Origin of the sequence: Paenibacillus sp. H1-7, from assembly GCF_022354825.1 — a bacterium.
GTDB lineage: Bacteria > Bacillota > Bacilli > Paenibacillales > NBRC-103111 > Paenibacillus_S.
On the sequence record NZ_CP031168.1, the window covers coordinates 2717403 to 2741379 of the forward strand.

The 23977-nt window shown below is 46.3% G+C and carries 17 protein-coding genes; 15 read left to right on the forward strand and 2 right to left on the reverse strand.

Annotated features, from left to right (window positions below; all coding sequences use genetic code 11):
- Positions 1-16 precede the first annotated feature (16 nt).
- The 8 genes from DVH26_RS12145 (at position 17) to DVH26_RS12180 (ending at position 6839) form a co-directional block, all read left to right on the forward strand.
- The gene (locus DVH26_RS12145; RefSeq protein ID WP_239633944.1) at positions 17-691 is read left to right on the forward strand and encodes an ABC transporter ATP-binding protein; all 675 of its coding nucleotides are present in this window, start codon (positions 17-19) and stop codon (positions 689-691) included.
- Positions 692-1265: 574 nt separating this feature from the next.
- Entirely contained in the window at positions 1266-1655 is a 390-nt protein-coding gene (locus DVH26_RS12150; RefSeq protein WP_239633945.1) for a DUF1259 domain-containing protein, read from the forward strand.
- Positions 1656-1941: 286 nt separating this feature from the next.
- Positions 1942-2364, forward strand: a complete 423-nt coding sequence (locus DVH26_RS12155) for a DoxX family protein (protein WP_239633946.1) — start codon at positions 1942-1944, stop codon at positions 2362-2364.
- A gap of 64 nt (positions 2365-2428) precedes the next feature.
- Positions 2429-2893, forward strand: coding sequence for a phage tail protein (locus tag DVH26_RS12160; RefSeq protein ID WP_239633947.1), 465 nt, complete (start codon positions 2429-2431; stop codon positions 2891-2893).
- Positions 2894-2983: 90 nt separating this feature from the next.
- The gene (locus DVH26_RS12165) at positions 2984-3511 is read left to right on the forward strand and encodes an AraC family ligand binding domain-containing protein (RefSeq protein ID WP_239633948.1); all 528 of its coding nucleotides are present in this window, start codon (positions 2984-2986) and stop codon (positions 3509-3511) included.
- The gene (locus tag DVH26_RS12170) at positions 3459-3899 is read left to right on the forward strand and encodes a helix-turn-helix domain-containing protein (protein WP_239633949.1); all 441 of its coding nucleotides are present in this window, start codon (positions 3459-3461) and stop codon (positions 3897-3899) included. Before DVH26_RS12165 ends, DVH26_RS12170 begins: the two co-directional genes overlap by 53 nt.
- A gap of 312 nt (positions 3900-4211) precedes the next feature.
- On the forward strand, positions 4212-5651 hold the full coding sequence (locus DVH26_RS12175) for a sulfatase family protein (RefSeq protein WP_239633950.1): 1440 nt from the start codon (positions 4212-4214) through the stop codon (positions 5649-5651).
- A gap of 171 nt (positions 5652-5822) precedes the next feature.
- Positions 5823-6839, forward strand: a complete 1017-nt coding sequence (locus DVH26_RS12180) for a glycoside hydrolase family 43 protein (protein WP_239633951.1) — start codon at positions 5823-5825, stop codon at positions 6837-6839.
- A 44-nt stretch (positions 6840-6883) separates the two neighbouring features.
- Here the strand turns inward: DVH26_RS12180 and DVH26_RS12185 are convergent, their stop codons facing one another.
- Complete coding sequence (locus DVH26_RS12185; protein ID WP_239633952.1) at positions 6884-7975, reverse strand: GntR family transcriptional regulator; 1092 nt, start codon at positions 7973-7975, stop codon at positions 6884-6886.
- Between the two features lie 470 nt (positions 7976-8445).
- On the opposite strand from DVH26_RS12185, the gene DVH26_RS12190 reads away from it, so the two are divergent.
- The 3 genes from DVH26_RS12190 to DVH26_RS12200 all read left to right on the forward strand — a co-directional run bounded on the left by DVH26_RS12190 (position 8446) and on the right by DVH26_RS12200 (position 16716).
- Positions 8446-9747, forward strand: a complete 1302-nt coding sequence (locus tag DVH26_RS12190) for an ABC transporter substrate-binding protein (RefSeq protein WP_239633953.1) — start codon at positions 8446-8448, stop codon at positions 9745-9747.
- A 58-nt stretch (positions 9748-9805) separates the two neighbouring features.
- Entirely contained in the window at positions 9806-12913 is a 3108-nt protein-coding gene (locus DVH26_RS12195; RefSeq protein ID WP_239633954.1) for an alpha-mannosidase, read from the forward strand.
- Between the two features lie 83 nt (positions 12914-12996).
- Positions 12997-16716, forward strand: coding sequence for an OmpL47-type beta-barrel domain-containing protein (locus DVH26_RS12200; protein WP_239633955.1), 3720 nt, complete (start codon positions 12997-12999; stop codon positions 16714-16716).
- A 92-nt stretch (positions 16717-16808) separates the two neighbouring features.
- Here DVH26_RS12200 and DVH26_RS12205 read toward each other — a convergent pair whose 3' ends face one another.
- Positions 16809-18002 carry an MFS transporter gene (locus tag DVH26_RS12205; RefSeq protein ID WP_239633956.1) on the reverse strand — a complete coding sequence of 398 codons (1194 nt, stop codon included), beginning with the start codon at positions 18000-18002 and terminating at the stop codon, positions 16809-16811.
- Between the two features lie 279 nt (positions 18003-18281).
- On the opposite strand from DVH26_RS12205, the gene DVH26_RS12210 reads away from it, so the two are divergent.
- The 4 genes from DVH26_RS12210 to DVH26_RS12225 all read left to right on the forward strand — a co-directional run bounded on the left by DVH26_RS12210 (position 18282) and on the right by DVH26_RS12225 (position 23850).
- Positions 18282-19310 (forward strand): LacI family DNA-binding transcriptional regulator, encoded by a 1029-nt coding sequence (locus tag DVH26_RS12210; RefSeq protein ID WP_239633957.1) that lies wholly within the window; start codon positions 18282-18284, stop codon positions 19308-19310.
- Between the two features lie 308 nt (positions 19311-19618).
- Entirely contained in the window at positions 19619-20947 is a 1329-nt protein-coding gene (locus DVH26_RS12215) for an ABC transporter substrate-binding protein (RefSeq protein ID WP_239633958.1), read from the forward strand.
- 48 nt (positions 20948-20995) lie between these two features.
- A complete protein-coding gene (locus tag DVH26_RS12220) occupies positions 20996-21811 on the forward strand; it encodes a formylglycine-generating enzyme family protein (protein ID WP_239633959.1) in 816 nt (271 codons plus the stop codon).
- 17 nt (positions 21812-21828) lie between these two features.
- On the forward strand, positions 21829-23850 hold the full coding sequence (locus DVH26_RS12225; RefSeq protein WP_239633960.1) for a right-handed parallel beta-helix repeat-containing protein: 2022 nt from the start codon (positions 21829-21831) through the stop codon (positions 23848-23850).
- Positions 23851-23977 lie beyond the last annotated feature (127 nt).

Below are 23977 nucleotides of genomic sequence, written 5' to 3' on the forward strand. Positions count from 1 at the left end.
AATGGAGGCGAAGCGTATGACCTTAATCCAGTTGGAGCATGTGAGCAAGAACTATGTGATTGGCGGGGAAACGATTCGAGCGTTGGATGATGTTTCGTTAGAGATTGTTCACAGCGAGTTCGTGGCGATTATGGGGCCGTCGGGGTCGGGGAAGTCGACGCTGATGAACATTTTAGGCTGCTTGGACGTGGCGGATCATGGGGCATATGTTCTCGATGGGAAGGAGATTAATCGTCTCAAAGATGCGCAGCTGGCTGAGATTAGGAATCGGAAGATCGGCTTTGTCTTCCAGAGCTTTAACCTGCTGCCTCAGCTTAATGCTTATGAGAATGTGGAGCTTCCGCTCATTTATCGGGGCATGAGTAAGAAGGAACGGGAGCCGCTTGTCATGCAGGCGCTGGAAGCGGTGGATATGGTGGACCGCAGGCGGCATCTGCCGTCGGAGCTTTCGGGCGGTCAGCAGCAGCGGGCTGCGATAGCGCGGACGTTGGCTGGGGATCCTGCAATTATACTGGCGGATGAGCCGACAGGGGCGCTGGATTCCAAGACGGGCATGGAGATTTTAAATATATTCAAAAGTTTAAATCAGCACGGCAGGACGATTGTGTTGATTACGCACGACCTTGCGATTGCGCAGCAAGCGAAGCGGGTTGTGTATTTTCGGGATGGGAAGTTGAGTGAAGTTGGGTAGGTTGAGGACCGGGGCTCCGATGGGGTTCCGGTTTTGCGATTTTGTTGTGGTGGAGAAAGGTTTTTGCTGGACAGCCTCTCCTTGTAATAGTGAAACTAACGATTTGCCATCCAAGCTGCTCTTCTTATACTCGACACCGGCGAAGTCCAGAATGGTTGGATGCAGATCCATCCATTCTGCTAGTCGCTGCTTGTCTCCACTTTTGTCGCCTCGGATCCGCAATGATAAGCGGAATTCGCCATGCACCCTCGTACATCGTGCTTTTCTGGAATAAACCGTGATAATACTTCCACTCAGAAAAGCGTTTACGGTAATCTTCAACGAAATCGGATAAACGCCACTGACCCCGTAAATAGCTTTGCTATGGGCCGGCGATATGATCGTCCTGATCAGGGTTAATGTCAAATATCATTAAATCATTTCCGTGAAAAGCTGCGTTCATCTTCCCTTCGGTTTCATGCGGAATGCCATAGGTATTTCTCCGGGGATGAAAACAAAATAAGTTAGACAATAATCCGGTTCAATCCTGTCCATGTACTCATACCATAATTGAAAAACAGGGGAGGAATGAAGGATGTCCCGTACCGTTACGCTTTGCGAGCGGTTCTCAAGGATTATCGGGGGTGAACAAGGGTTTGCCGGTGGAAAATGCGTCTCGACGATCAATCGAAATGAAATAAGAGCAACAATTCTGAGGAAAAGATTTCAAGTAACGTCTTCTTTTTCGTTCGAATCTTTAAATGAAAGAACCGGCAGAGCGCTTTGTTTAGGAAGAGCGGCATTCTTAGAGAAAGAAGTCAATAAATTCATTAGGGCTATTCGCAATCAAGGAATAATAGTTACTTCTGTCCGTAACGAATGGCTATTCGAGCAGCCCCGCTTGATTTATATTAATATTGAAGCGGTTGAGAGACCTCTTGTTTTTGCAAGAAAAGTCAGGCGAGCGTTGGATGCTATTCATTAATAAAACAAATGAGGTTGGTGTCCATCGTTAAGTAAACCTCATCTTTGCCAAAATGCCGATCCCATAATTGGGACGGTGTTTTTTTGTCTGATGACGGGAATAGGATAGCTCAGTCGGATGAGGATCCTTGTTTTACCGACTGACGGTAAAAAGTCTTGTTGACACGACACTAAATGGTGTCCTATAATAAATGAGACACCGAACGGTGTCTAATTAACAAATAGCTGCTTTTGAAAGTCTGCAACCGGAGTGAGTTCCAATGGAATCAATTATGAGGAGGGAACAAATGAGTACGATTATCGGTACGGAAACAACCGCGAAAGTAGAAAATCAGACCCGAGGAAAAATTATCGCTTATTGGGTTACAACTTCGCTGCTAGCGTTCTTTTTAGGGAGCGGAGGCATTGGGGAGCTAACCCATCAATGGGGGACGCTAGGGACGGTGGAGATTGTAGGGTATCCGGTGTACTTTCTGACCATACTCGGGATTTGGAAAGTGCTCGGGACGATAGCCCTCCTCGTGCCGGGTTTTTCGAGGCTTAAAGAATGGGCATACGCGGGCATTTTCTTTGGAATGACAGGCGCAGCTGCATCACATGCATTCGTGGGAGACTACGGGGCTTATGCGTACCACATAATCATCCCCCTTGGTTTTGTAATTCTCGTTCTCGTCTCGTGGGCGCTTCGTCCGAAGAGCCGCAGGCTTTAAGGTGAAGATGAACTAACTTGTAGTCGCTTTTGTACGCAAATCAAGAATAAGAGGAGAAAAGCAAATGTCCTATATCGTAAATTTTAATCATGTGTCCACGGTTGGTTTAGAGCCTTCCCCTATAGCAGAAGCGCTTGCGGGTTTACGTGCTAATGAAGCCCGTTACTATATGAACAAATATAAACATGAATTTACGGTAGTTCCAGCTAGCGAAAGTCAGGAGACTCTAGTTTATGTGAACCGAATTTTAAATGAAGAACGTGATATTGAGTTTACGGCCAATCCTTTAGAAACATCGCGGTTTCAAGTGGACAATATCAAAATGGCCTATGTCTTTTATGAGGATGGCCTTGTGGTCAACGTCATGTACACGGTTGATGATCCTAAGAAGCGGGCCGTTGGTTTTAAGCTATCTGAGGGGATGGAGGTACCAAAGGAGTTAGAAGGGAAATTTAAATTTGCTAGACAAAAGTCTAAGCTTGCGGGAACAATTCGGGGCTCTTTCTTTACAATTAAACGAGAATATTAAAGTTAACTAGCGTCGTCGTGAAATAACCTAGTAGGCGATTTGTGAAAACAGTATAATAGGATGTAAAAAGCTTCAAATGAGGTGCCGGAAATGGGACACATCCAGGCTGTAAGTTTTCTCAAAAACCTCTCCTTGAAATTGAATTGGATTATTGAATGGAATTTCAGACCGGACATGGGTGTCGGCAAAATCGCCTATCCTCACACAATCATATGGCTTATATTGGGCGGCAGAAGGCATATTACGATTCATGAGAAAACGTATGAAATTAAACGCGGAGATCTGGTCGTCATCCCGCCGCATACGATTCGCTACGTAGAAGCAGATGCGAACGACCGCGAGTTGTTTAGGTACATTACGGTTTGCTGTGACCTGAAGCTTGGCTCGTTGGAGTTTGTGGACATGTACCGGTTTCCGATCGTATCGGTCATACAGGACCAGACACGTTTCCAGGAGCTAATCGATCTATCCTACACGCTTCTGAGAGAGACGAATCACATTTTGAACCAACTGGCCATCAAGAACATCTCGGAGCTCGAAGCCCAGAAAAAGGCAGCAAACGTCAGTGCGGACGAGACGGAAGCGCTACTATACGTACAAAGCTTGTTCGGCGCCTGATCAATTTTATAGGCTGATGCGTCCGTTCCTGCTCGAGCAGCCGGTGACGATCGATCCGAGAATCCAGACGGCGTGCAGCTATATTGAGAAGCACTTGAATCAAACTATGAAAATCGGAGATTTGGCGCGAAACGTGTATATTAGCCAGAGCCATCTGCGGCTGCTGTTCCGCAAAACGTTCGGCGAATCTCCCATGGAATATTTGCAGCAGGCCAGAATGAAGCGAACGAAGGAGCTGCTTGTCAATACGGAAATTCCGATCCGCGACATCGCGGAAATGATCGGCTATCAGAACCAGAATATGTTCAGCCGATCGTTCGTCAAATTGGAAGGCTTGAGCGCTAGAGAGTACCGGAAACGGTACAGGGAGAAAGTAGACAAGCAGTAACATGGCTTCTCAACATGAAGTCATTGGCTGTTGAATCGAGCACATTGAGCGGAATAAACGGACACGGACATGGAGTTATCCGATAGTAAGAGGAGCATGGGAGGAACCTGGGATTTTCGACCGGGTTCTTCTTTTTTAACGCCACGAAATTAATGTCCGATACGGAGGTAAGCCCTTCCTTCAGTTCATTGTTACAGTTCATTCATTAATCGAAAATGAAACATAGCTAATCGATTGGGCTATATATTACCATACGAATTAATGATATATTTTGACACATAATCGAATTCAACATTGATGGAGGTACACTGCATGAGTGACAAACCAAACATACTATGGATTTGCACCGACCAGCAGCGGTTCGATTCGCTTGGCTGCTACGGCAACCAGTACGTTAGGACGCCGAATATCGACAAGCTTGCCTCGAACGGCTTGCTGTTTGAAAACGCATACAGCCAATCGACAGTTTGCGCACCGAGCAGGGGAAGCTTCCTGACCGGCCGCTATCCGCGCACAGTCCGGCTGCGCAAGAACGGGCAGAACATTCCGGACAGCGAGGTACTCGTTACCAAGCTGCTGCATGATGCAGGCTACACGTGCGGACTGTCCGGCAAGCTGCATCTGTCCGCCTGCTTCCCGACTGCCTCTCACGGAACGGAGCGCAGAATCGACGACGGATACGATATGTTCCACTGGTCTCACCATCCAAAGGACGATTGGGCGACGAACGAATACAGCCAATGGCTGCGGGCGAAGGGGAAGAAGTTTCCTGCGCGGCCGGTGGAAGGCTGCGAATATGTGGTGTACGGTCCGGACGCGGAGGACCATCAAGCGGCCTGGTGCGCAGAGAAAGCGATCGATTACATCCAAGCCCATGAGGGGAAGCGGCAGCCGTGGGTGTTCTCGGTCAACATCTTTGCTCCTCATCATCCGTTTGATCCTCCGGAAAGCTACTTGAAGCGGTATCTGAACATGCTTGATGAACTGCCTCTGCCGAACTATTACGAGGGCGAGCCGGAATCGAAAACGAGCGGTCAGAGAAGAGACCATCAAGGAGCTTACGCCAATCCGAAGCTATACCCTTTCAACAAAATGTCGGATTCCGATCACCGGTATTTGACGGCGGCTTACTACGCGATGGTGGAACTGATCGACGACCAGGTCGGACGTATGCTCGAGGCGCTGGAGCGTACCGGACAGCTGGACAACACGATCGTCGTGTTCATGTCGGACCACGGAGAGCTGCTCGGCGATCACGGCGTCTATTTGAAAGGGGCGCATTTCTATGAGCCGTCCGTACACGTGCCGCTGATCGTTTCGTGGCCTGCCGTCATCAAGCAGCCTGTTCGCCCGTCCACTTTCGTCGAGCTTGTCGATCTTGCGCCGACGTTCCTGGAGGCAGCCGGTATCGAGCGTCACCCCGGCATGCAAGGGAAATCGCTGATGAAGCTGTGGAGCGGCGAGACGGCGGATCATCGCAGCGATGTGTATTGTGAAGCTTACGAGAGCAGCAACAGGAAGCCTTATGGCATGGAGTACGCGATGATGGTACGGGACCGTACGCATAAACTCGTCGTGTATCATACGCGCCAGGACGGCGAGCTTTATGATCTGGAGACGGATCCGGGGGAAAGACGGAATTTGTGGAGCTCGTCCGAGCATGCGAGCGTCAAGCTTCGGATGATGGAGCTGCTGTGCCATCGTATGGCGGAGACGATCGATCCGCTGCCCGAAAAGCTTGCGCCGTGGTGAGGGGAACATAACGCTTGGCGATCATACGCTTGCGCTGAGAGCTCTACTGATGCAGCTTGATTTGAGTTACGGGCATCATTGCGTCTTACAACAAATAAGTAAATCTTTAAAGGCTTTTCTTCAGATGAAAGACTAAGGAACAGCCATGAACCGAAAAGGGAGTGAACAAACGTGGGTCAACTAACCTATTGCAATCCTTTGGCTATTCAACAGATTGGCGATCCGTTCATCTTGAAAGCATCTAATGGACGGTATTATTGTTATCCTACCTATGCTGCAGGCAACAATCTCGGGTTTAAAGCATGGTCCTCCGACGATTTGATCCATTGGAAGGATGAAGGATTCGTTTATGAAAAAGTAAAAAATAAAAAGGCTTGGGGCTACAAGCAATTTTGGGCTCCCGAGGTTGTGGAGCATCAAAACCGTTTTTACATGTACTATACAGCCCGTTGGAAGGAGAAGGATAGTTTAAGGATTGGCGTTGCCATCGCCGACCATCCGGCAGGGCCGTTCGTCGATATATTGGACTGTCCGATGTTTGATTTCGGTTATGCGGCGATTGATGCCCACGTGATGGTAGAAGAGAACGGGCGTAAGTTTCTCTATTATTCCAGGGATTGCTCCGAAAATATCGTTGACGGCCGTAGGGAAAGCCATATTTACGGATTCGAGTTGCTGGATGACATGCTGACACCCAAACAGGAAGGCAAGCTCCTGCTGAAGCCTGATCAGGAATGGGAGTTTAAATCCGGAGAGAGCTGGCGGTGGAATGAAGGGCCTTTTGTAGTGAAGCATAACCGGCTCTATTATTTGATGTATTCGGCTAATTGCTTCGCGGAACGGGATTACTCCGTCGGTTATGCCACAAGCAGCGAGCCCTTAGGACCGTTCACGAAATATGAGGCGAACCCGATCCTGTTCACCGATAGCGAGAAGATCTCAGGCCCGGGCCATCATAGTGTAACGGTATCGCCGGATGGCTCGGAATTATTTATGGTTTATCACACCCATACAGATCCTAAGGCGGGTGGCGGCAACCGTCAAGTTTGTATGGACAGGATGGCTTTCCGCGAGGACGGCTCGATAGTCGTTTACGGACCGACAATCTCGGAACAGCCTGCGCCTTCCGGAGCATCGAGCAATATGCCGGAAAACCTCCCCGCGGAAGCGACTCCTCCGGAACGGTAATGCTGTGAGCGAAGCACTGCCAATCCATGATTCCGCCGTCGAAATCAAGCTTCCGATCGAACTGGAGCTGGGCTTGCAGTCGAACTCCGGATAACAAGATGGCTGGGCAGAGCGATGCTGCATCGATCTTGCTTCGGGTTCTCAATAAGCGAAAGAACGAGCTTTGCAGCTTCTCTGCCCATATTTTTCTCGTTCTGATTAATATACGTAAGCGGCACCTCCGACAAATCGGACTGCTCATAATTGTCGAAACAGACTATAGACAAATCTCCCGGAACGTTCAGGCTTAAAGCCTGCGCAGCTTTTTTGGCCATTAGACCGATAGCCGCATTCGTTGCCACAATCGCTTTAATATCCGGATTATCGGCTAAATAGCTCCTGATTTGTTCGACGGGCGATGCGGTGCCCAAACTTAGTCTCAGGCGATATTCAATGAACAGCCCGGAATCGCTCAATGCCTGCTCGTAACCGTGCAATCGATCCTCGATACTCGTGGTTCCGGAAACCTTTGTACTGATAAAGCTGATTTTGGTGTGACCAAGATCGGTCAAATGCTTGGTTGCTTCGTAGGCACCGGTGTAATTATCGGAGATAATACGATTAGCGTCGAGTCCTCGAAAATATCGGTCTACGATGACAAGGGGAAAATGATTAATAGTTAAATTTAATATCTCATCGTTGAAGGTTTCCCCATCGACCGGATAAATAATAATTCCGTTTACGCCGAGCTCGTGTAGCTCTTTCAAAATTTTATTTTCCATATCCTGATTATTATGGGTCAATCTAGCCGCGAGATGGTAGCCGTGATCGGCCAGTTCCTGTTCTATACCGGTCATGAGGTTGGCGGTAAACAAGTTATTGAGGCGAGGCATAAGGAATGCGACGATGGGACGGCTGTCATCTTTTTGCTCAAACGAAAGCAGCTGTCCTGAGTCGTCATCGGAGATGAAGGAGCCTCTCCCTTGAATCCGATAAATAAGTCCTTGCTTGACGATATCGGCCATCGCATTTTTTACGGTAATTCGGCTGACGTTAAATTGCTCGGCGAGTTCATTTTCCGAAGGGAGCTTATCTCCAGGCTTCCAGATGCCCTGATTCATTTGTTGGATGATGTAGTTTTTCAATTGTATATACATGGGAAGCCTCTTCCGGGCTATAGACATATTCATCTCCACTCCCTACCATCAGTTGATATACCAAATATACAACTATATTATTTAATAGTAAAGCTTAAAGTCCGTAACCAAAACGCGGGTGGACTTCGTATGGAAAAAATAACGAGAGTTTGTTGATCTGCAAAACCACGGTTTACCAAAGCATAGTCGGTGCGCAATGCACTTTGACTATGCTATTTTTCGTTATATCACATTCAACTAATTGATATAAAAGTTATATTAGAATATACATCATATTTACAGATCAAAACGGGAGTGTTATAATCACTTCGAACCATGAAAACCCGTTATGGAACGAACGATTGTAAGCGCATTATTTTACTGGGATGGATAATTAATGGCTCGGGGAGGTGAACACATTTAACGTAAGTACTTAGGCATCGATACTCGAACTTATAGGGAAAATTATTATTATGGCAGGAGGGCCTTGGATGTTAAGAAAACGTTTACTTTTAGCTACGCTGTTATGTATTTTCGTGGTGATAGCGGGATGCAGCAAAACAGCTACGGACAGCGGAATGAAAAACGATGAGGTTGTATCAGAAGGACCCGTTGAAATTACTTTTTTTCTGAACTCTATGGGCCAAAAGGAGTTTGATGAAATTGTCGTTCCTATTGCCCAGAAGAAGTTCCCGAACTACACCTTAAAGGGTATCGTACCCGGAACCGGTACTGGAATGCGTGACCTTATTGCCGCCAATGCAGTTCCTGATATTGTTGTAGGGAGTAAAGGAGCCATACCCGCCTTAACGGAATTCGAAACATTTGGAGATATCGACGACATGATTAAGAAACATAATTATGATGTAAGCCGTCTGGAACCGGCTCTTGTGAATATCATGAAGTCGAATTTTCAAGACAAGATCATCGGGCTGCCTATTTGGTCCACGGTTTACGCATTAAGATACAATAAAGATTTATTTGATAAATTCGGGGTCGCTTATCCCAAAGACGGTATGACATGGGATGAGTTGTATGAGCTGGATAAGAAGCTCACGAGAGTCGAAGGCGGAGTTCAGTACCGCGGTTTCAGCGAGCGATGGCAGAACGTTCTTCTTGAAAATAATCAGCTCTCCTTGCCGATTTTGGATCCAAAAGAAGAGAAGTCCGCTTTGCTTACGGAGGATTTTAAGAAATTAGCGGAAAGCATCCTTAGATTTTATCAGCTTCCAGGACTGACCTTCGATTTAAAAACATCTGACCCGGAAGAAGATAAGCTTCTGTTTGAAAAGGGGCTTTCAGCCATGCAAATCAATAATAATAGCGACCAGGTGAATTTCAATTGGGATCTTGTAACCGTTCCGACATATAAGGAGAAGCCGGGCGTCAATTTTCAGGCCAATGCGACTTATTTACTCCTGACTAAACAGAGCAAGCACCGTAATGAGGCGTTTCAATTGATCGCTTATTTGACTTCGGATGAAGTGCAAAAAGAACTGTCAATGAAGGGGAAGGCGCCTGTAGTGAAGGAACCGAGCATTCAAAAGCTGTTCATGTCTAACAATCCGCTTTATAAAGGAAAGCGAGTCGAGGCCTATTTCATGCTGAAGCAATATGCCCCGGAGCCGCCTGCAAGAAGTCCGGAATTGCTGCAAGGTTATAGTAATGCTGCATCACAGATTGTGAAGAAGGAATTCCAGAACGTGATCATCGGAGCCAAAGATATCAATACAGCTCTAAGAGATGCGGATGAGGCCATTATTAAGGACATCAATACCAGGAAGGTCAAGTAGCACTGTTCGATGAGATGAAGATATACAAAAAGTTGGAAAAAGGAATGAGGAGACAGAGATGCTGAACGAAAAACAGACGGAACGAATGCTGGGCAAGCTCAGACGATTTGAACAAACGATAGAACCGCTCATCTTCACGAAGGTAGATACCTTTGATGCGGAAATTTACAGGACACAGGAAAGACTTCATCAAATCCCTGAGAGTCATTTGTTTATAAAGGCTAGTCCGGGTGAAAAGTGGGGCGGCGAGGGGAATTATTGCTGGTTTAAAGGTAAATACCAGGTTAAGCAACAATTAGATAATCAATCCCTGTTTCTAAAACCTCATGTTGGAGGACACGAATCGCTTTTATGGGTCAACGGATCGCCTTTTGGGACGTTTACGTCTGCGTCAAGCGCAAACCATGGCAATCATTACTGTGATCTGTTGAAGTCTAGTGTGAAGTCCGGAGAAATTATCGATATTGCATTGGAATCGTATGCGGGTCATTTTTCAATAGCGAGTCAACCTTTAGCGGCGACACCGCGCTCCGATTTTATGCACACATACGAGTCGATGGATATCTGTGTAAAGAACGAGAGCATAGCGGATTTTTACTTCGACCTGAAGACCTTTAATCAAATGGCCAGGGCACTGGACAAAAACAGTTTTGTCAGGGCAAATATCATTAGAACGTTAACGCAGATTCATGAGATTCTTTATTATTCTCCTGATAATATCGAGCAAGAAGCATTTTTTGATGCCATTGAACAAGCCAGCAAATTAATTAAAGCCTTATATCAGTACAAAAATACATCACTAGCGCCCATTGCGGCAGTTATCGGCCATTCCCATATGGATACTGCATGGCGCTGGACCATTGAAGAAACCGTTAAAAAGTGTACCCGGACCTTCTCCAATCAAATAAGCTTAATGGAGCAGTATCCGGAGTACAAATTTGTTCAGAGCTCTGCGTATCATGGGAAAATGATTAAGGACAACTATCCTGATTTATTCGAAAAAATAAAAGATACGGTAAAAGCAGGCAGATATGAACCGAATGGCGCTGTCTGGATTGAGTGTGACTGTAATCTGGTAGGCGGGGAAATGATGCTGCGACAATTCCTATGGGGACAGAGATTTACTATGGAGAATTTCGGTTACATGTCAAACAGCTTTTGGCTGCCGGATACGTTTGGATATAGTCCGTCCATTCCGCAGATTATGAAGGGCTGCGGGGTCGATTATTTTCTTACTACCAAAATGGCGTGGAACGATACCAACAAATTCCCATACGATACCTTTTACTGGCAGGGGCTGGATGGTACGAGAGTGTTGACACATTTGAATAAGACCCATTTATGGCCCGATCCGGAAACCTGCATTGACTTCGTATTGGACGGACATAGATCGAGAGATACTATTGCAGAGAAAACGGTATCCAATATGCGTCTGTTAGCTTACGGCTTTGGCGATGGCGGCGGCGGGCCGCAATTTGAAATGATTGAAATGGCACGGAGATGCAGCGATTTGGAAGGGTGTCCGAGAGTGGAGACCATGTTTGTCGGTGATTTTATGCGCAGGCTGGAGCAGTCCATTACATCCCCTTCCGTCTATGCCGGCGAACTCTATCTGGAGCTTCATCGGGGAACTCTCACGAATCAGCATACAATAAAACGCAATAACAGATTATCGGAAATCCGTCTGCACGATCTCGAATACCTCACAGTCCGAAATGCAGTGAATACTGATTCCATATGCAGCGATATCCATATTAAGCCTCTTGTTGAAACCCTTCTTGTCAATCAATTTCATGACATATTGCCCGGCACGTCGATTCCGGCAGTCCATGACCGAAGTATTTCGGAAACAACGCACATCATTCAAAAAGCCGATGAATTAATCAGACAGACCGTGCCGGTCAAAGCGGTGGAGAACAAGATTTCGATAATAAACACATTATCGTTCGACCGCAGCGATGTCATTTATCTGGATTATGTAGAAGGGTATGTTGTAAAAGGAGAATACCAACAGCAAATCGGAACGGATATTTCGGGTAATAAAAAGCTGGCTGTTTCAGGCGTAACCGTAGAAGCTTTATCGTCTGTGGTGCTTGAACGAGTTCCAGGCGATCCTGGAGAAGGCTCCTGCTTTGCTTTTGACGGCACTGTACTGGATACTCCACTAATCCGAGTGGTTCTTGATGACAGAAAATATATTACGTCATTTATCGACAAGAGTCTGAACAGAGAACTACGAGGTCAAGGCTATGCCCTAAATACTTTGCTTATCGCTGAGGATGTACCCACCGCTTGGGACAGCTGGGACATCGACGCCGATATTGAGCTTAAATTCAAGGATTGTGCCGTTCTCCTGGATAGCGAAATCATATCGGACGGTTTAGTCGAATTTAGAATCCGTAATACATATAAGCTGACCGAAAAATCAAGCTTGATTCAGGATATTATTTTTTATAGCGACAGCAAGCAGGTTACATTTGAAACGATGATGAATTGGCAAGATGATCATAGATTGCTGAAGACCGTATTCGATACGAATGTTTTTGCGGATTTTGCGAGACAAGAGCTTCAATTCGGCTACATAAAGCGCCCAACAACCCGCAATACGGATATGGAAAAAGCAAAGTTTGAAGTTTGCAATCATAAATATACCGATCTTTCAGAAAACAGGTACGGCGTCACGATATTGAACGACTGTAAGTACGGCATATCCGTACATCATTCACAGGTTGCTCTGACCTTGCATAAAGGCGGCTGCCGTCCGGATTTCAGGGGAGACAAGGGCGAGCATATGTGCTCCTATGCTTTTTTGCCGCATAGCAGCGGATTTGATGCAGATTCCGTAATCAAGCCTGCCTATGAGTTTAATTATAAGCCGATTATGATTCCAGGTGAATGCAGCTTTGAAAAGTTTATCAGCGTTAGTGAATCCAATATCATCATTGAAGCGATCAAGCCATGCGAAGATAACGAAAAAGCTTACATAATCAGACTTTACGAAGCTGAAGGCACCTATACGAATTCAACTCTGGCGTTTAATAAGAATGTAATGAAAGCCACATTAACCAACATGCTGGAGGAAGATATCCAGGCTTTGGAGGCTAAAAACGATGTTCAGCTTACCTTTAAGCCTTTTGAGATCAAAACAATGAGGATCAGCTATTAAATCGATCGGACCATTCCTGCGAATGGTTCCAGCTTTCCAGCTTTGAAGGGACGAATTAAGAAGAACCTAAGGAGGGAAAGAACGTGGAATTATTGTATAAATATGTAAACCGTAGCAACTTCACATCCGCTATTGCCCGAATTCTAGTCCTGCTCTTGATTCTGACTGCAGTACAAATCTATCCGAACGAGGCATTAGCGTCTGTGGACGGAGTCAGCATAACGCTGGGGCCGACCCCAGTTGAAAACGGGATCCATGCATGGGCGGGCGACAACCCAAACGGCTTGCTGACAGGAACGGTAGCCGGTACGACGTATTGGCAGACGAACAATAATGCCGCCAGTCCGGGCACGTATTATTTTTACATGAATGTAGATGACGCTTATCTTCAAAACAATACCCAAGACGTTCAGATCACTGTTAAATATTTTGACGAAGGCGGCGGAAAGCTGCTGCTGAACTACGATTCGACAAGCGCAGCCTTCAAAGACGCGCCTTTGGCAGCGTACACCAATACAGGAACCTGGAAAACGCATACGTTCGAGCTGAACGATGCTGCATTTGCGAATCGAACGAACGGGGCCGACTTTAGGATAGGGTTAGAAGGCGGTGGTGCAGGTACGAATGCTGATTTGAAAGTAGCGTCCGTAACCGTAACAAAGACGCCGTCAGTGAAAATTACGAATATACATGTAACCGCCACGGCTACAGAGGTTGAAAAGGGCGGAACGCTTCAATTTATTGCGGAAATAACGCCAACTAATGCAACGACGCCAACCGTGACATGGTCTGTTGTGAATCAAGATCATGAGGCCGTCACCAGTGGAACGACGATTAGCGATACCGGTCTATTAACGGTCGCAAATAATGAAACCGCTGCTTCATTAATAGTAACCGCATCATCCACAGCCGATCAAACTATAAAAGGAACCTATTCCGTATCTGTATCGTCCGTACCCTACTACGCTTTGCTTGAGTTCAGTGAAACGGTAGTGGAAAAAGGAGTGACCTATACCAGATATAACGGGAATCCTTCTTCCGAAGCCCAGACTTTCGTAGAAGAGTATAAAGGAGATATTGTCGGGCGTATTAATACCAATAAATATCTGTATGGTACATTACCGGCAGACTCTCCCCTCAGAGGCATCGAAGACGTGATTTTTACAATTCAGTATTATGATGTTGGGTCCAATAGGCCCTATTTGGAGCTTGGCCAGAAATCAACAGGGCATGCTTACAATAACAGACACTTCATACAGCTGTATAATACGGGAGAACTAGTAACACTTAGAATCGTAGTAAGCGATGCGCAAATGAACAAAAAACAAAATGGCGGCGCTGATTTCAGAATATCGGCTGCCGGCGGGAATTTTTACGTAAAAAGCATACGCATTGCCGGCGGTAAGGATACCCCTATAGATGAGACAGCTCCTCCTGTATTTGCCGAACAGACTCCAAGTAATAACATGATTGGAAAAACGGTTTCCGGTTACCAAATGTGGTTTGCTGCTACTGAAACCAATACAGGATGGGTTCATTGGGGCTCCGGAGCAAGGCCTGGAGTTGGAAAGCTTAATGTTGAACTTTGGCCGGATGTAAGAGAATATCCCGACACGGCTCTTTTCAATACAGATTTTGATAACCTGGAAAACGGAGAACAAGCTAAGCTGTTTACATCTAAGAATAAAGACGTGGTGGATCTGCATGCTTCTTGGTTGCGTGATTATGGCATAGACGGGTTAGCAGTTCAGCGATTTTATAACGAAACACAGGTCTCTGAAATTCCGGTAAAAAATCATATTAACCTGGTTCAAGAGGCGGCTGAAAAGTATAACAAGCTTTTCTATGTCATGTATGATATGTCAGGGTCCGGAAGTGCAGGGGACGCAGCAATAGAAAGAATCAAGAAAGATTGGGTTTATAATATCGAACGAAAAGGCATTGTAAGCTCAACGAGCTATGCCCATGCCAATGGTAAGCCGGTGGTCTGCTTATGGGGTCTTGCGGGAAATAATCCGACAAGATATCCGAGCGCCGAAGTGGCGCTGACTCTTATTCACTGGTTCCAAGACAGGGGCTACTATGTTATTGGAGGGTTACCTGATAATACATGGGCGTCGGTAACAAATGATTATGCCGAGGTTTATCAGTCCATTGACATGGCTTCTCCTTGGACGGTAGGACGGTTCTCAGGCACAGAGGGCGCCAAAAACTGGTGGAAGCGGTTAGATACCGAGCTGGCTTATTGCGAGAAATACGGAGTAGACTTCCAGCCAGTTATTTTCCCTGGATTTGCATGGTCGAACATGAGGAAAGGAGTCAACTCGCCGCCGCTTGAGATACCTAGAGACAGCGGAGATTTCATGTGGACCCAAGCGGCGCTTTTAAGAGAACATGGATTAAAGTCCATGTATATAGCAATGTTTGACGAGTATGACGAAGGCACTGCAATTATGAAAGGTGCTGAAGATTCCTATATGATACCGAAAGGCGAGCAGTATGTTTATACACATGCATCAGAAGGTACATGGCTTTCATCCGATTATTATTTGCGGCTGGCAGGAGCCATCGCTAATTTATCTAAACGTGATATAACCGAGGATAACCCTGTAAGCTATGTGGTACCGGTCGAGCATTCGACAGGCCCTGTTTATTGGCGGAACGGCTTTGAAAAACGCGTAGCTATGGGCGGGGAGCTGACCAACGTTGACGTAGGTATATACAATCCCGATGATGCGAATGAACGTGATAATCCGGCCATTTTGAAGCGGCAACATACGGATCTTGCTTCAGATTCCTTTGCCATAGAAAAAGATACTTATAATAGAGGAGCGTATTCTTTCCGATTCAACGGTACATCGGAAGGCCGCTCAGAAAACTCTCAACTTTATGCGCGAATTGCGCCAACGAAAATAAAAGTTCAAAAAAATCTAGAGCTTTCTTATTTTATGAAACCAGAAAATGACTTAGGCCGGCATGTTTTCATTGATCTGTTGTTTGATGACGGTACTTATTTGAGCGACACGTATGGTTTTGACGGCAAAAATGCCAAAGGTAAAGTAGGGGAATGGGAGGAATTAACTTATTACGTAAACTCTTCTTTTGCAGGCAAGACGATAGTCGCTGTTATAGCCGCGTACGATAACGCTGCAGAAGGTGAATTTACGGCTTATATAGACGACATCACGATTCAATCAGCACCTCCGATGCTGAATCTAAGTCCTGCCGTACCTGACGGAAGCAACGGATGGTATACGTCGAATGTAACGGTAAGCTTATCAGAAAGCGACAATATGGCCGGTGTGGTGAAATTCGAATACCAAGTAAATAACGGGCCTTGGACTGCCTACACTGGAACCCTGCCAGCCTTCGGTGACGGGCTGTATACCATCCATTATCGCGGTACGGATCAAGCAGGCCATGTAAAAGTGACTCAAACTGTAGAGTTTAAGATTGACAAAACGGCACCATCGCTATCCGTTCAATTGGATAAAACGTCGATATGGCCGCCGAATAATCAAATGGTCGTTATCGATGCAGCACTTCATCCGAACGATACGGGATCAGGCGTTGCTTCTGTGGAGTTAACCTCCATTACGAGCAACGAGCCTGCTGGCAGTCAAGATGATATTGCAGCCGATTTGGGCACTGCAGCTACATCCTTTAGTTTACGCGCTGCAAGGCTGGGTACAGGATCGGGGCGTATTTACACAATCAAGTATACGATAACCGATAAAGCAGGCAACCAAGCGGTTACTACTTCAACCGTCACAGTGCCTCATGATCAATCAGGAAATCATTAGTTCATTGTACACAAGCTTTAAACCGAAAGAAGATGGCTCCTGTATTTGTCAGGAGCCATCTTCTTAATTGATTCTGAAACGCTTCGTCACAATTAACGCGCCTTCCGGTCGGATCGGTAACAGACGATGCTTAGAATCAGAGCTGAGGCAACTAGCAGCGCTCCGACCCAAGGCAACGAGGTGATAGACAGGTGAGTAATCACCGTACCACCAATGAAAGCGCCGGTGGCGTTTCCCAAATTGCCGGCGGAGTGACTGGTCGTCGAGGCCAACGCCGGCGCCGATTGCGCCAAGCTCATGATGCGCACCTGCATGCCGGGGAATACGGCAAAGGATGCGGCGCCCCAGAGGAAAATGGTCACCACCGAAGCAATCGGGCTGTGGACCGTAAATGTAAAGAAGGTAAGAAGCACGCAGATGGTCAAATAAATGCCGATAATGGAAGGCATCAGCTTCCAATCCGCAAGCTTGCCGCCGATGATGTTGCCGATGGTCACGCCGCAGCCGAATAAAACGAGTATCCATGTGACGCTATGCTCGGCAAAACCGGTAACTTGCACAAGCAGCGGGGTAATGTACGTAAATACGGCGAACAAACCGGCATTCCCGAGCACCGCGATCAGTAGGAAGAGCAGCAGCTTGTGGCTTGTGAGTGCCGAAATTTGCTGCATGACGCTTACGGGCTTATCCTGCCGCATTTGCGGTATGAACATCAGGATTCCGACCAGGGTAATGGCTCCCATGACGGCAATCGTGGCGAAGGAAGCCCGCCAGCCCAAATGCTGGCCGATGAAGGTACCCAACGGGACGCCGATAATATTGGCGATAGTTAGACCGGCCATCATGATCGACACAGCGCCGGCTTGTTTATCCGGAGATACCAGCTTGGAAGCAATAACGGCGCCCACGCCGAAAAAGGTTCCATGCGTCAGGGCGGTGATTAAGCGGGCTCCCATCAGCACCGTATAGTTCGGAGCTGCGACGGAAAGGATATTTCCCGCAATAAATAAGAGCATCAGAAAGACTAGCAGTTTCTTTTGCGGAATTTTGTGGGTCAGCACCGTCAGAATCGGGGCTCCAACGGCAACGCCGAGCGCGTACATCGTAATGAGCTGGCCGGCGGCCGAGATGCTGACACCTAGATCGGCAGCGACGTTGGGTAATAGACCCATAATGACGAACTCCGTCATCCCGATGGCAAAGGCACCCATGGTTAAGGATATCAATGATATGGGGAATGGTTTTTTCGAAGCTTCATTCCTGATCTGGGTTTGTGTTAATTCCATGAGGTTATGATCACCTTCCGTTGTAAATAAAATGAAAGCTTCAAGGAGGACCTGTGAATGCTAAATCGAACTGTTCCATCTTATTATTATTTCTGGCAATGAATCAAGAGTTTTCTGCAAAACTTACAAGAAACTTAACCTTGAAACGTTTACATTGGAAAACCGAAATGGATAGTTCATTAATTCGCCTTAGCTTCCATTTTTTTCTTGACATGTTAAACGTTTAAGCATAATCTAATAAGTGTGTTAAACGTTTAACAAAGTGGAGATGAATTGCTGATGAGTAAGACCAAACAAGTCACCATAGTCGATGTAGCGGAATTTGCAGGTGTCTCAATTGCAACCGTTTCCAATGTCCTCAACCGAGGTGGAATTCGAACATCTAGAGAAACGATTCGTAAGGTTGAATTGGCAGCCGATGAACTGGGCTACCGGCGAAACATAATGGCAGCGGGGTTAAGTCGAAAGAAAACATTTGAAATCGGTCTCATTATACCAGGCTTTAAGAGCATCTATGGTATGTTAGCAGAGCATTTGCAGCTAGAAGCGCACCATGCCGGCTACCATCTGACCGTTTTTTCTTCCAACGGGCTGAACCCTGACATTGAGCGAAGACATCTGGAAGTACTGTTACAGCGAAGAGTAGACGGTCTCATTTGCCATGGCTTGGCCATGGGGATGGAGGCTACCAGATCCATTGTGAATCAAGGCACCCCCTTGGTATTGATTAACGGCTGGAGCTGGCCTGAGGATATTTCGATCGGCTCGGTTAATCTGGGAATTGCCGGTGCCTGCGAGCAATCATGCAAGGTTCTGGCTGATCGAGGGTGTACCATGCTCTGTTATGTAGGGCACAAAGGCTCAAAGATTATCGATGAACGGCGGCGGCTTGGTTTTGGGGATGGAATCGATAAATATGGAAGCGGTTTACTTCATGAATCTACGGATATTCAAGAGTTGGATTATGAGCGTTATTTGACGGATTTGGTACAGCGGCATTCGGGGCGAATCGGTATCATTGCCTTTGACGATAATATTGCATTGAAGCTGTTGTCCGCTGCGAACAAACTGCACATTCCTATTCCCGAGCGTTTGATGCTGATTGGTGTTAATAACGATTACATAGCCATTAACAGCTATCCGGGAATTTCAAGCTGGGAAATACCCTATATGGATCAAGCCCAGTCGGTCATTCATAAATTGATTAACAAGCTCGAAGGAAGATCAAAGGAGGATGAGGTTCGAGAAATGGAAGTGCCTCTTACGTTCGTTGAGCGAGAAACAACCAAATTACCGGAAGGGTTATAGCTACCTACGAAAAGATGTTGCGGCGGTGTAGGGGAATGCTTCAAGCTAGTGCAGACTCATATACCGTCTCCCAACAACGGACGCAGGAAAGCTGCAGCTGAAGGCAGTGACTGGTAATCGTTCTAAGGAGGATGATGCAATCAGGTGGAGAAAGCGGAGGCTTGGCTTCGTCGCAACGCTCTTTGAATACGGTTACATATCTTATAGTGATTGGTAAATATTCCCATATGACACAGGCAAGCTCAAATGGAAGACGATGAGATGAAATGAGATGTAATGAATCAAGAGGATATATAAGGAGGATTTCCATGAGACAGAAGAAGAACTGGACCATTCGTTTGACGATGCTCACGACTTTATCTCTAGTAGCGGGGGGCTGCAGCAGCTCCGGGACGCCAACCCAAGGCAAAGTAGAGGAAGCCAAGAAAAATACGGAGCCGGTAGAGCTTGTATTTTATTCCGTGAGTAAGGATTCCGAGGAGAACTTTAACGAGCGATTCGGTAACGCAATCCGCAAAAAGTTTCCGAACTACACCATTAAATATATTCAGCGTGTACCGAACAGTACGGATTTGCAGCAGCTGTTGACCTCCGGCGCTCAAATCGATATTCAGTGGGATTCCATTGCATCGTTCACTAGCTCCGTACTCGACAGCGGAACGGCGTTCGATATGATGGATTTGATTAAGCAGCATAACGTCGACTTGAACCGTTTCGAATCGAGCATGATCGATTCACTGAAGAAGACGTCCGGCGGGGGAATTTACGGTTTGCCGCTTTATAATGACCGAATGGCCCTCTATTACAATAAAGATCTCTTTGATAAGTTTGGCGTGCCTTATCCTAAGGATGGAATGACCTGGGATGAAATCATCGAGCTTTCGAACCAAGTGACCCGGGAAGAGAGCGGTGTTATCTACACGGGCTTATCCCCATCCCTGAACCAAGTATTCGTTTCCAATCAATTCTCACTTCCGCTTGTAGATAGCTCCACCAATAAAGCTACGATCAATAACGACACTTGGAAAAAAGTCATCGATACGATGCTAATCCGCCCTACGCAAAATAATATCTACAAGAAAAAAATTGAGCAATCGAAAGGCAAAATTCCTGATTCCAACACCTTCGTCAAGGAGAAAACATTAGCCATGTATACAGCCTCTCCTTTGCTGGCGGTAGTATTTGCCCAGGATATGGCTTCGATGAACTGGGATGTGGTTACCTTCCCTACATTCAAGGAGCTGCCAGGCGTCGGCGCGCAAGCCTATCCGGGAGTGATCTCCGTGACGAAGATGTCTAAGAATAAAGATGCCGCAATGGAGGTTATCAAGTTCCTCACATCCGATGAGTATCAGCTGGAAGCTTCCAAGAACGGGATCATGACCGTATTGAAGGACGAGACGATTCAGAAAACACTTGGGCAAAATTCAGCGTACAAGGACAAAAATTTCTCGGCGTTCTTCTCCAAATTTCCGGCAATGGCAGAAAAAACAGTGAGTGAAAGCAAAGCCGGAGTGTTAGGAAAATATACGACAAATGCGATGAAAGTAGTCAACGGAGAGATGGACATCAATACTATGCTTCGTACAACCGAAGAAGAAGTAAACAATGCGCTGCAATCCGCGAGTGCGAAGTAGGAGAGGAGGGGATAATACCTATGACACGAACGCAATAGGAAGGTGCCTATGAAAATGAAGTCTTCGCTACTAACATTTTGGGTAGTCTTAGGTATAGCAGGTGCCAGTCTAATCTATTACAGTAATCAAAAGTCTGAACAAACCGTTCCAGTACATCTGCCAAAAACAGTAAGCGTTGATATCGGGCACGGCAGGAATATGGAATTGGTTCTGATTAATCCAGGATCATTTACAATGGGATCTTCTTTGACTACGGGAGAGGGGGATGAGGCTCCGGAACACAAGGTCACGATCACAAGACCCTTTTATCTGGGGAAATATGAGGTGATCCAGGAGCAATGGGAAGAATTGATGGAAACCAATCCAAGTAAATTCAAAGGCGATAAACGACCTGTTGACAGTGCTAGCTGGGATGACTCTCAACTATTTCTAAACAAACTCCAAGAAAAGACCGGACGTAAATTTACCCTGCCAACGGAAGCACGATGGGAATTTGCGGCACGTGCAGGAACAAGCACCCCATGGCATTTTGGTAATAATGAATCATCTCTAGGCGACTATGCCTGGTTTCAGGAAAATTCCAATAATGGGACTCATCCTGCAGGTCAGAAAAAGCCCAATGCTTGGGGACTTTACGATATGTACGGTAACGTTCAGGAGTGGTGTAATGACTGGTATGCAGCGGCATATCCGCAAGGTGATGTCGTGAACCCGCAAGGTCCGCCTTCAGGTGAATCTCGTGTAATGCGCGGAGGGGCTTGGGGAGACGACCATACCATGGTTCGCTCAGCCTATCGTAATGCCTCCGGAACCGACGCGAAAACTCCCGGCATAGGTGTTAGAGTTGTAATGGAGATAGACTAAAAAGGAGTGAAATAACTATGGCAGCCTCATTAAAATCTATGGTTTTATCTATGAGCCAGATTGGTAAAATTGGTGTCGCTACGATAACGATTAGTTTAGCTGCATTATTTGTTATATCCACCTCAGTATTTGCAGCAAGCTATTACATTTCTCCAACGGGTAATGATAGCAATTCAGGAACGGAGATTGCTCCTTTCAAAAGCATAATGAAAGCGCAATCAGCATCGTCCTCTGGGGATACCGTATATATTCGCGGAGGAGTATATGATGATTTTGAAATTGCGAATACCGATAGTAATTATAACTATGTCCATGATATTACTAAGAGCGGAATTACATATGAGGCATATCCTGGAGAAAGGCCTGTCTTTGATTTCAAACATGTGCCGACGAATCTGCGTGTGGCTGCTTTTCGTGTAGCGGATAAAGTAACGGGTATTAAATTCAAAGGCTTTGATGTGACCGGAGTTAAAGTAGGGAATCAAAAGCAATCCGAAGTTTTTCGAGTTATTGGGCAAGCCGATTTCGAGAATGTAGCTGCTCATGATAATGAAGCTAACGGCTTTTACTTTACTACAAGAGGGACGGGAATAGTTCTTAATTGTGATTCATACAACAACATTGGACCGACGGATACATCGGCTGGAAATACAGATGGTTTTGGTGCTCATGCGGGTCCCGTTTCGTTCATTAATTCCCGTGCATGGAATAACAGTGACGACGGGTTTGACAGCATCAGTTCAAGCGCGCCGGTGATCTATGACCATTCCTGGTCCTTCAATCATAGGGGAAATCAGGATGGGAAAGGCGATAAAAACGGTTTTAAAGTCGGCGGATATACTACTAGAACAGAAGGACTTCCTAGTCCGCTGCCCGTTCATACCGTTAAATATTCCTTAGCTGTAAATAACGGTGGTGCCGGCTTTTATGCTAATCATCAGCCGGGTCAAGCAGCTAACTGGACTAATAATACGGCCTATAAAAATGGCAGAGCTAACTTCGATATGCTGGAGCGAGTAAGTCCGACTCAAGTCGGCGACATCCCCGGCTACAGAGAAGTATTGCATGATAACGTTGCTTATGTTGGTAAGGCAATAATAAATGATAATAATCCTTCGGAAAATGTAACGAATAATTCATGGACAATCAATGGCGGTCTCAACATTACGGACGCAGATTTTGTAAGCTTGGATACGACCCAATTATCTGCACCTAGAAAACCTGACGGAAGTTTACCTGACGTTACTTTTATGCGCCCGGTACCTGCCAGTCCTCTGTACACACATAAATTAGGCTATCTTGCTGACAAAGATACAATAGCACCCGTTACGACGGATAACGCACCGAAGGTCCCGACGAATCAGGATACTACTATCAGCTTCAACGCTGTAGACAACGGCTCCGGAGTAGCGGCAACCTACTATTCGGTAGACCGAGGGACTACACAAGCGGGGACTTCCGTTACAATCTCAACCGAGGGGGTACATTCGATCGTTTATTGGAGCGTAGATAACGCCGGCAACGTGGAGGAAGCCACAACGATTGTCTTCACTCTGGATAAGACAGCCCCGGTGATTACAGTGACCGGTGTGGTGTACGGTACGATTGACAATTCCATGGAACTATCGCCGGTCTTGTCGCTTAGCGATTACTTATCGGGGGTTGATAACAGCAAGACGACAATAACTCTCGATGCGAATGAAGTACAACAAGGCATGATAGTCCCGCTTTATACACTTCCACTCGGTCCGCACATATTCAATGTGTCTGCAAGCGATCTGGCAGGAAACGTAAGCAGCCAAACGATTAGGTTCCAGGCATCAACAAGCATCCAAGCATTACAAGCATTGATCGAGCGCTTTAGTAATGCCGGATGGATCGATAACGCAGGTATTGCAAACAGCTTAAAGAGCCAATTGGCCTCCGGCAATCTGGCTGCTTTTGTTAACCATGTCAATGCTCAAAAGGGCAAGCATATTTCAGCTCCATACGCAGATTACCTCATCCGGGATGCCGAATTCTTGTTGTCCCATAAATAAACGCGTGAACTGGAAGCACAACGAATGGCTCATGACTCGATGAATCGAGAGCAGTGAATAGCGGTGAAGGAACGATTTAAGGGAGCAGATTGCTGTGACAACTGCTCCCTAAACTTATAGCATTGCA

Coding starts and splice junctions, on each gene's coding strand:
- DVH26_RS12215 (WP_239633958.1), top strand. CDS start 19,619: ATGAGACAGAAGAAGAACTGGACCATTCGTTTGACGATGCTCACGACT.
- DVH26_RS12210 (WP_239633957.1), top strand. CDS start 18,282: ATGAGTAAGACCAAACAAGTCACCATAGTCGATGTAGCGGAATTTGCA.
- DVH26_RS12175 (WP_239633950.1), top strand. CDS start 4,212: ATGAGTGACAAACCAAACATACTATGGATTTGCACCGACCAGCAGCGG.
- DVH26_RS12205 (WP_239633956.1), bottom strand. CDS start 18,002: ATGGAATTAACACAAACCCAGATCAGGAATGAAGCTTCGAAAAAACCA.
- DVH26_RS12155 (WP_239633946.1), top strand. CDS start 1,942: ATGAGTACGATTATCGGTACGGAAACAACCGCGAAAGTAGAAAATCAG.
- DVH26_RS12225 (WP_239633960.1), top strand. CDS start 21,829: ATGGCAGCCTCATTAAAATCTATGGTTTTATCTATGAGCCAGATTGGT.
- DVH26_RS12150 (WP_239633945.1), top strand. CDS start 1,266: ATGTCCCGTACCGTTACGCTTTGCGAGCGGTTCTCAAGGATTATCGGG.
- DVH26_RS12185 (WP_239633952.1), bottom strand. CDS start 7,975: ATGTATATACAATTGAAAAACTACATCATCCAACAAATGAATCAGGGC.
- DVH26_RS12195 (WP_239633954.1), top strand. CDS start 9,806: ATGCTGAACGAAAAACAGACGGAACGAATGCTGGGCAAGCTCAGACGA.
- DVH26_RS12160 (WP_239633947.1), top strand. CDS start 2,429: ATGTCCTATATCGTAAATTTTAATCATGTGTCCACGGTTGGTTTAGAG.
- DVH26_RS12145 (WP_239633944.1), top strand. CDS start 17: ATGACCTTAATCCAGTTGGAGCATGTGAGCAAGAACTATGTGATTGGC.
- DVH26_RS12220 (WP_239633959.1), top strand. CDS start 20,996: ATGAAAATGAAGTCTTCGCTACTAACATTTTGGGTAGTCTTAGGTATA.
- DVH26_RS12165 (WP_239633948.1), top strand. CDS start 2,984: ATGGGACACATCCAGGCTGTAAGTTTTCTCAAAAACCTCTCCTTGAAA.
- DVH26_RS12190 (WP_239633953.1), top strand. CDS start 8,446: ATGTTAAGAAAACGTTTACTTTTAGCTACGCTGTTATGTATTTTCGTG.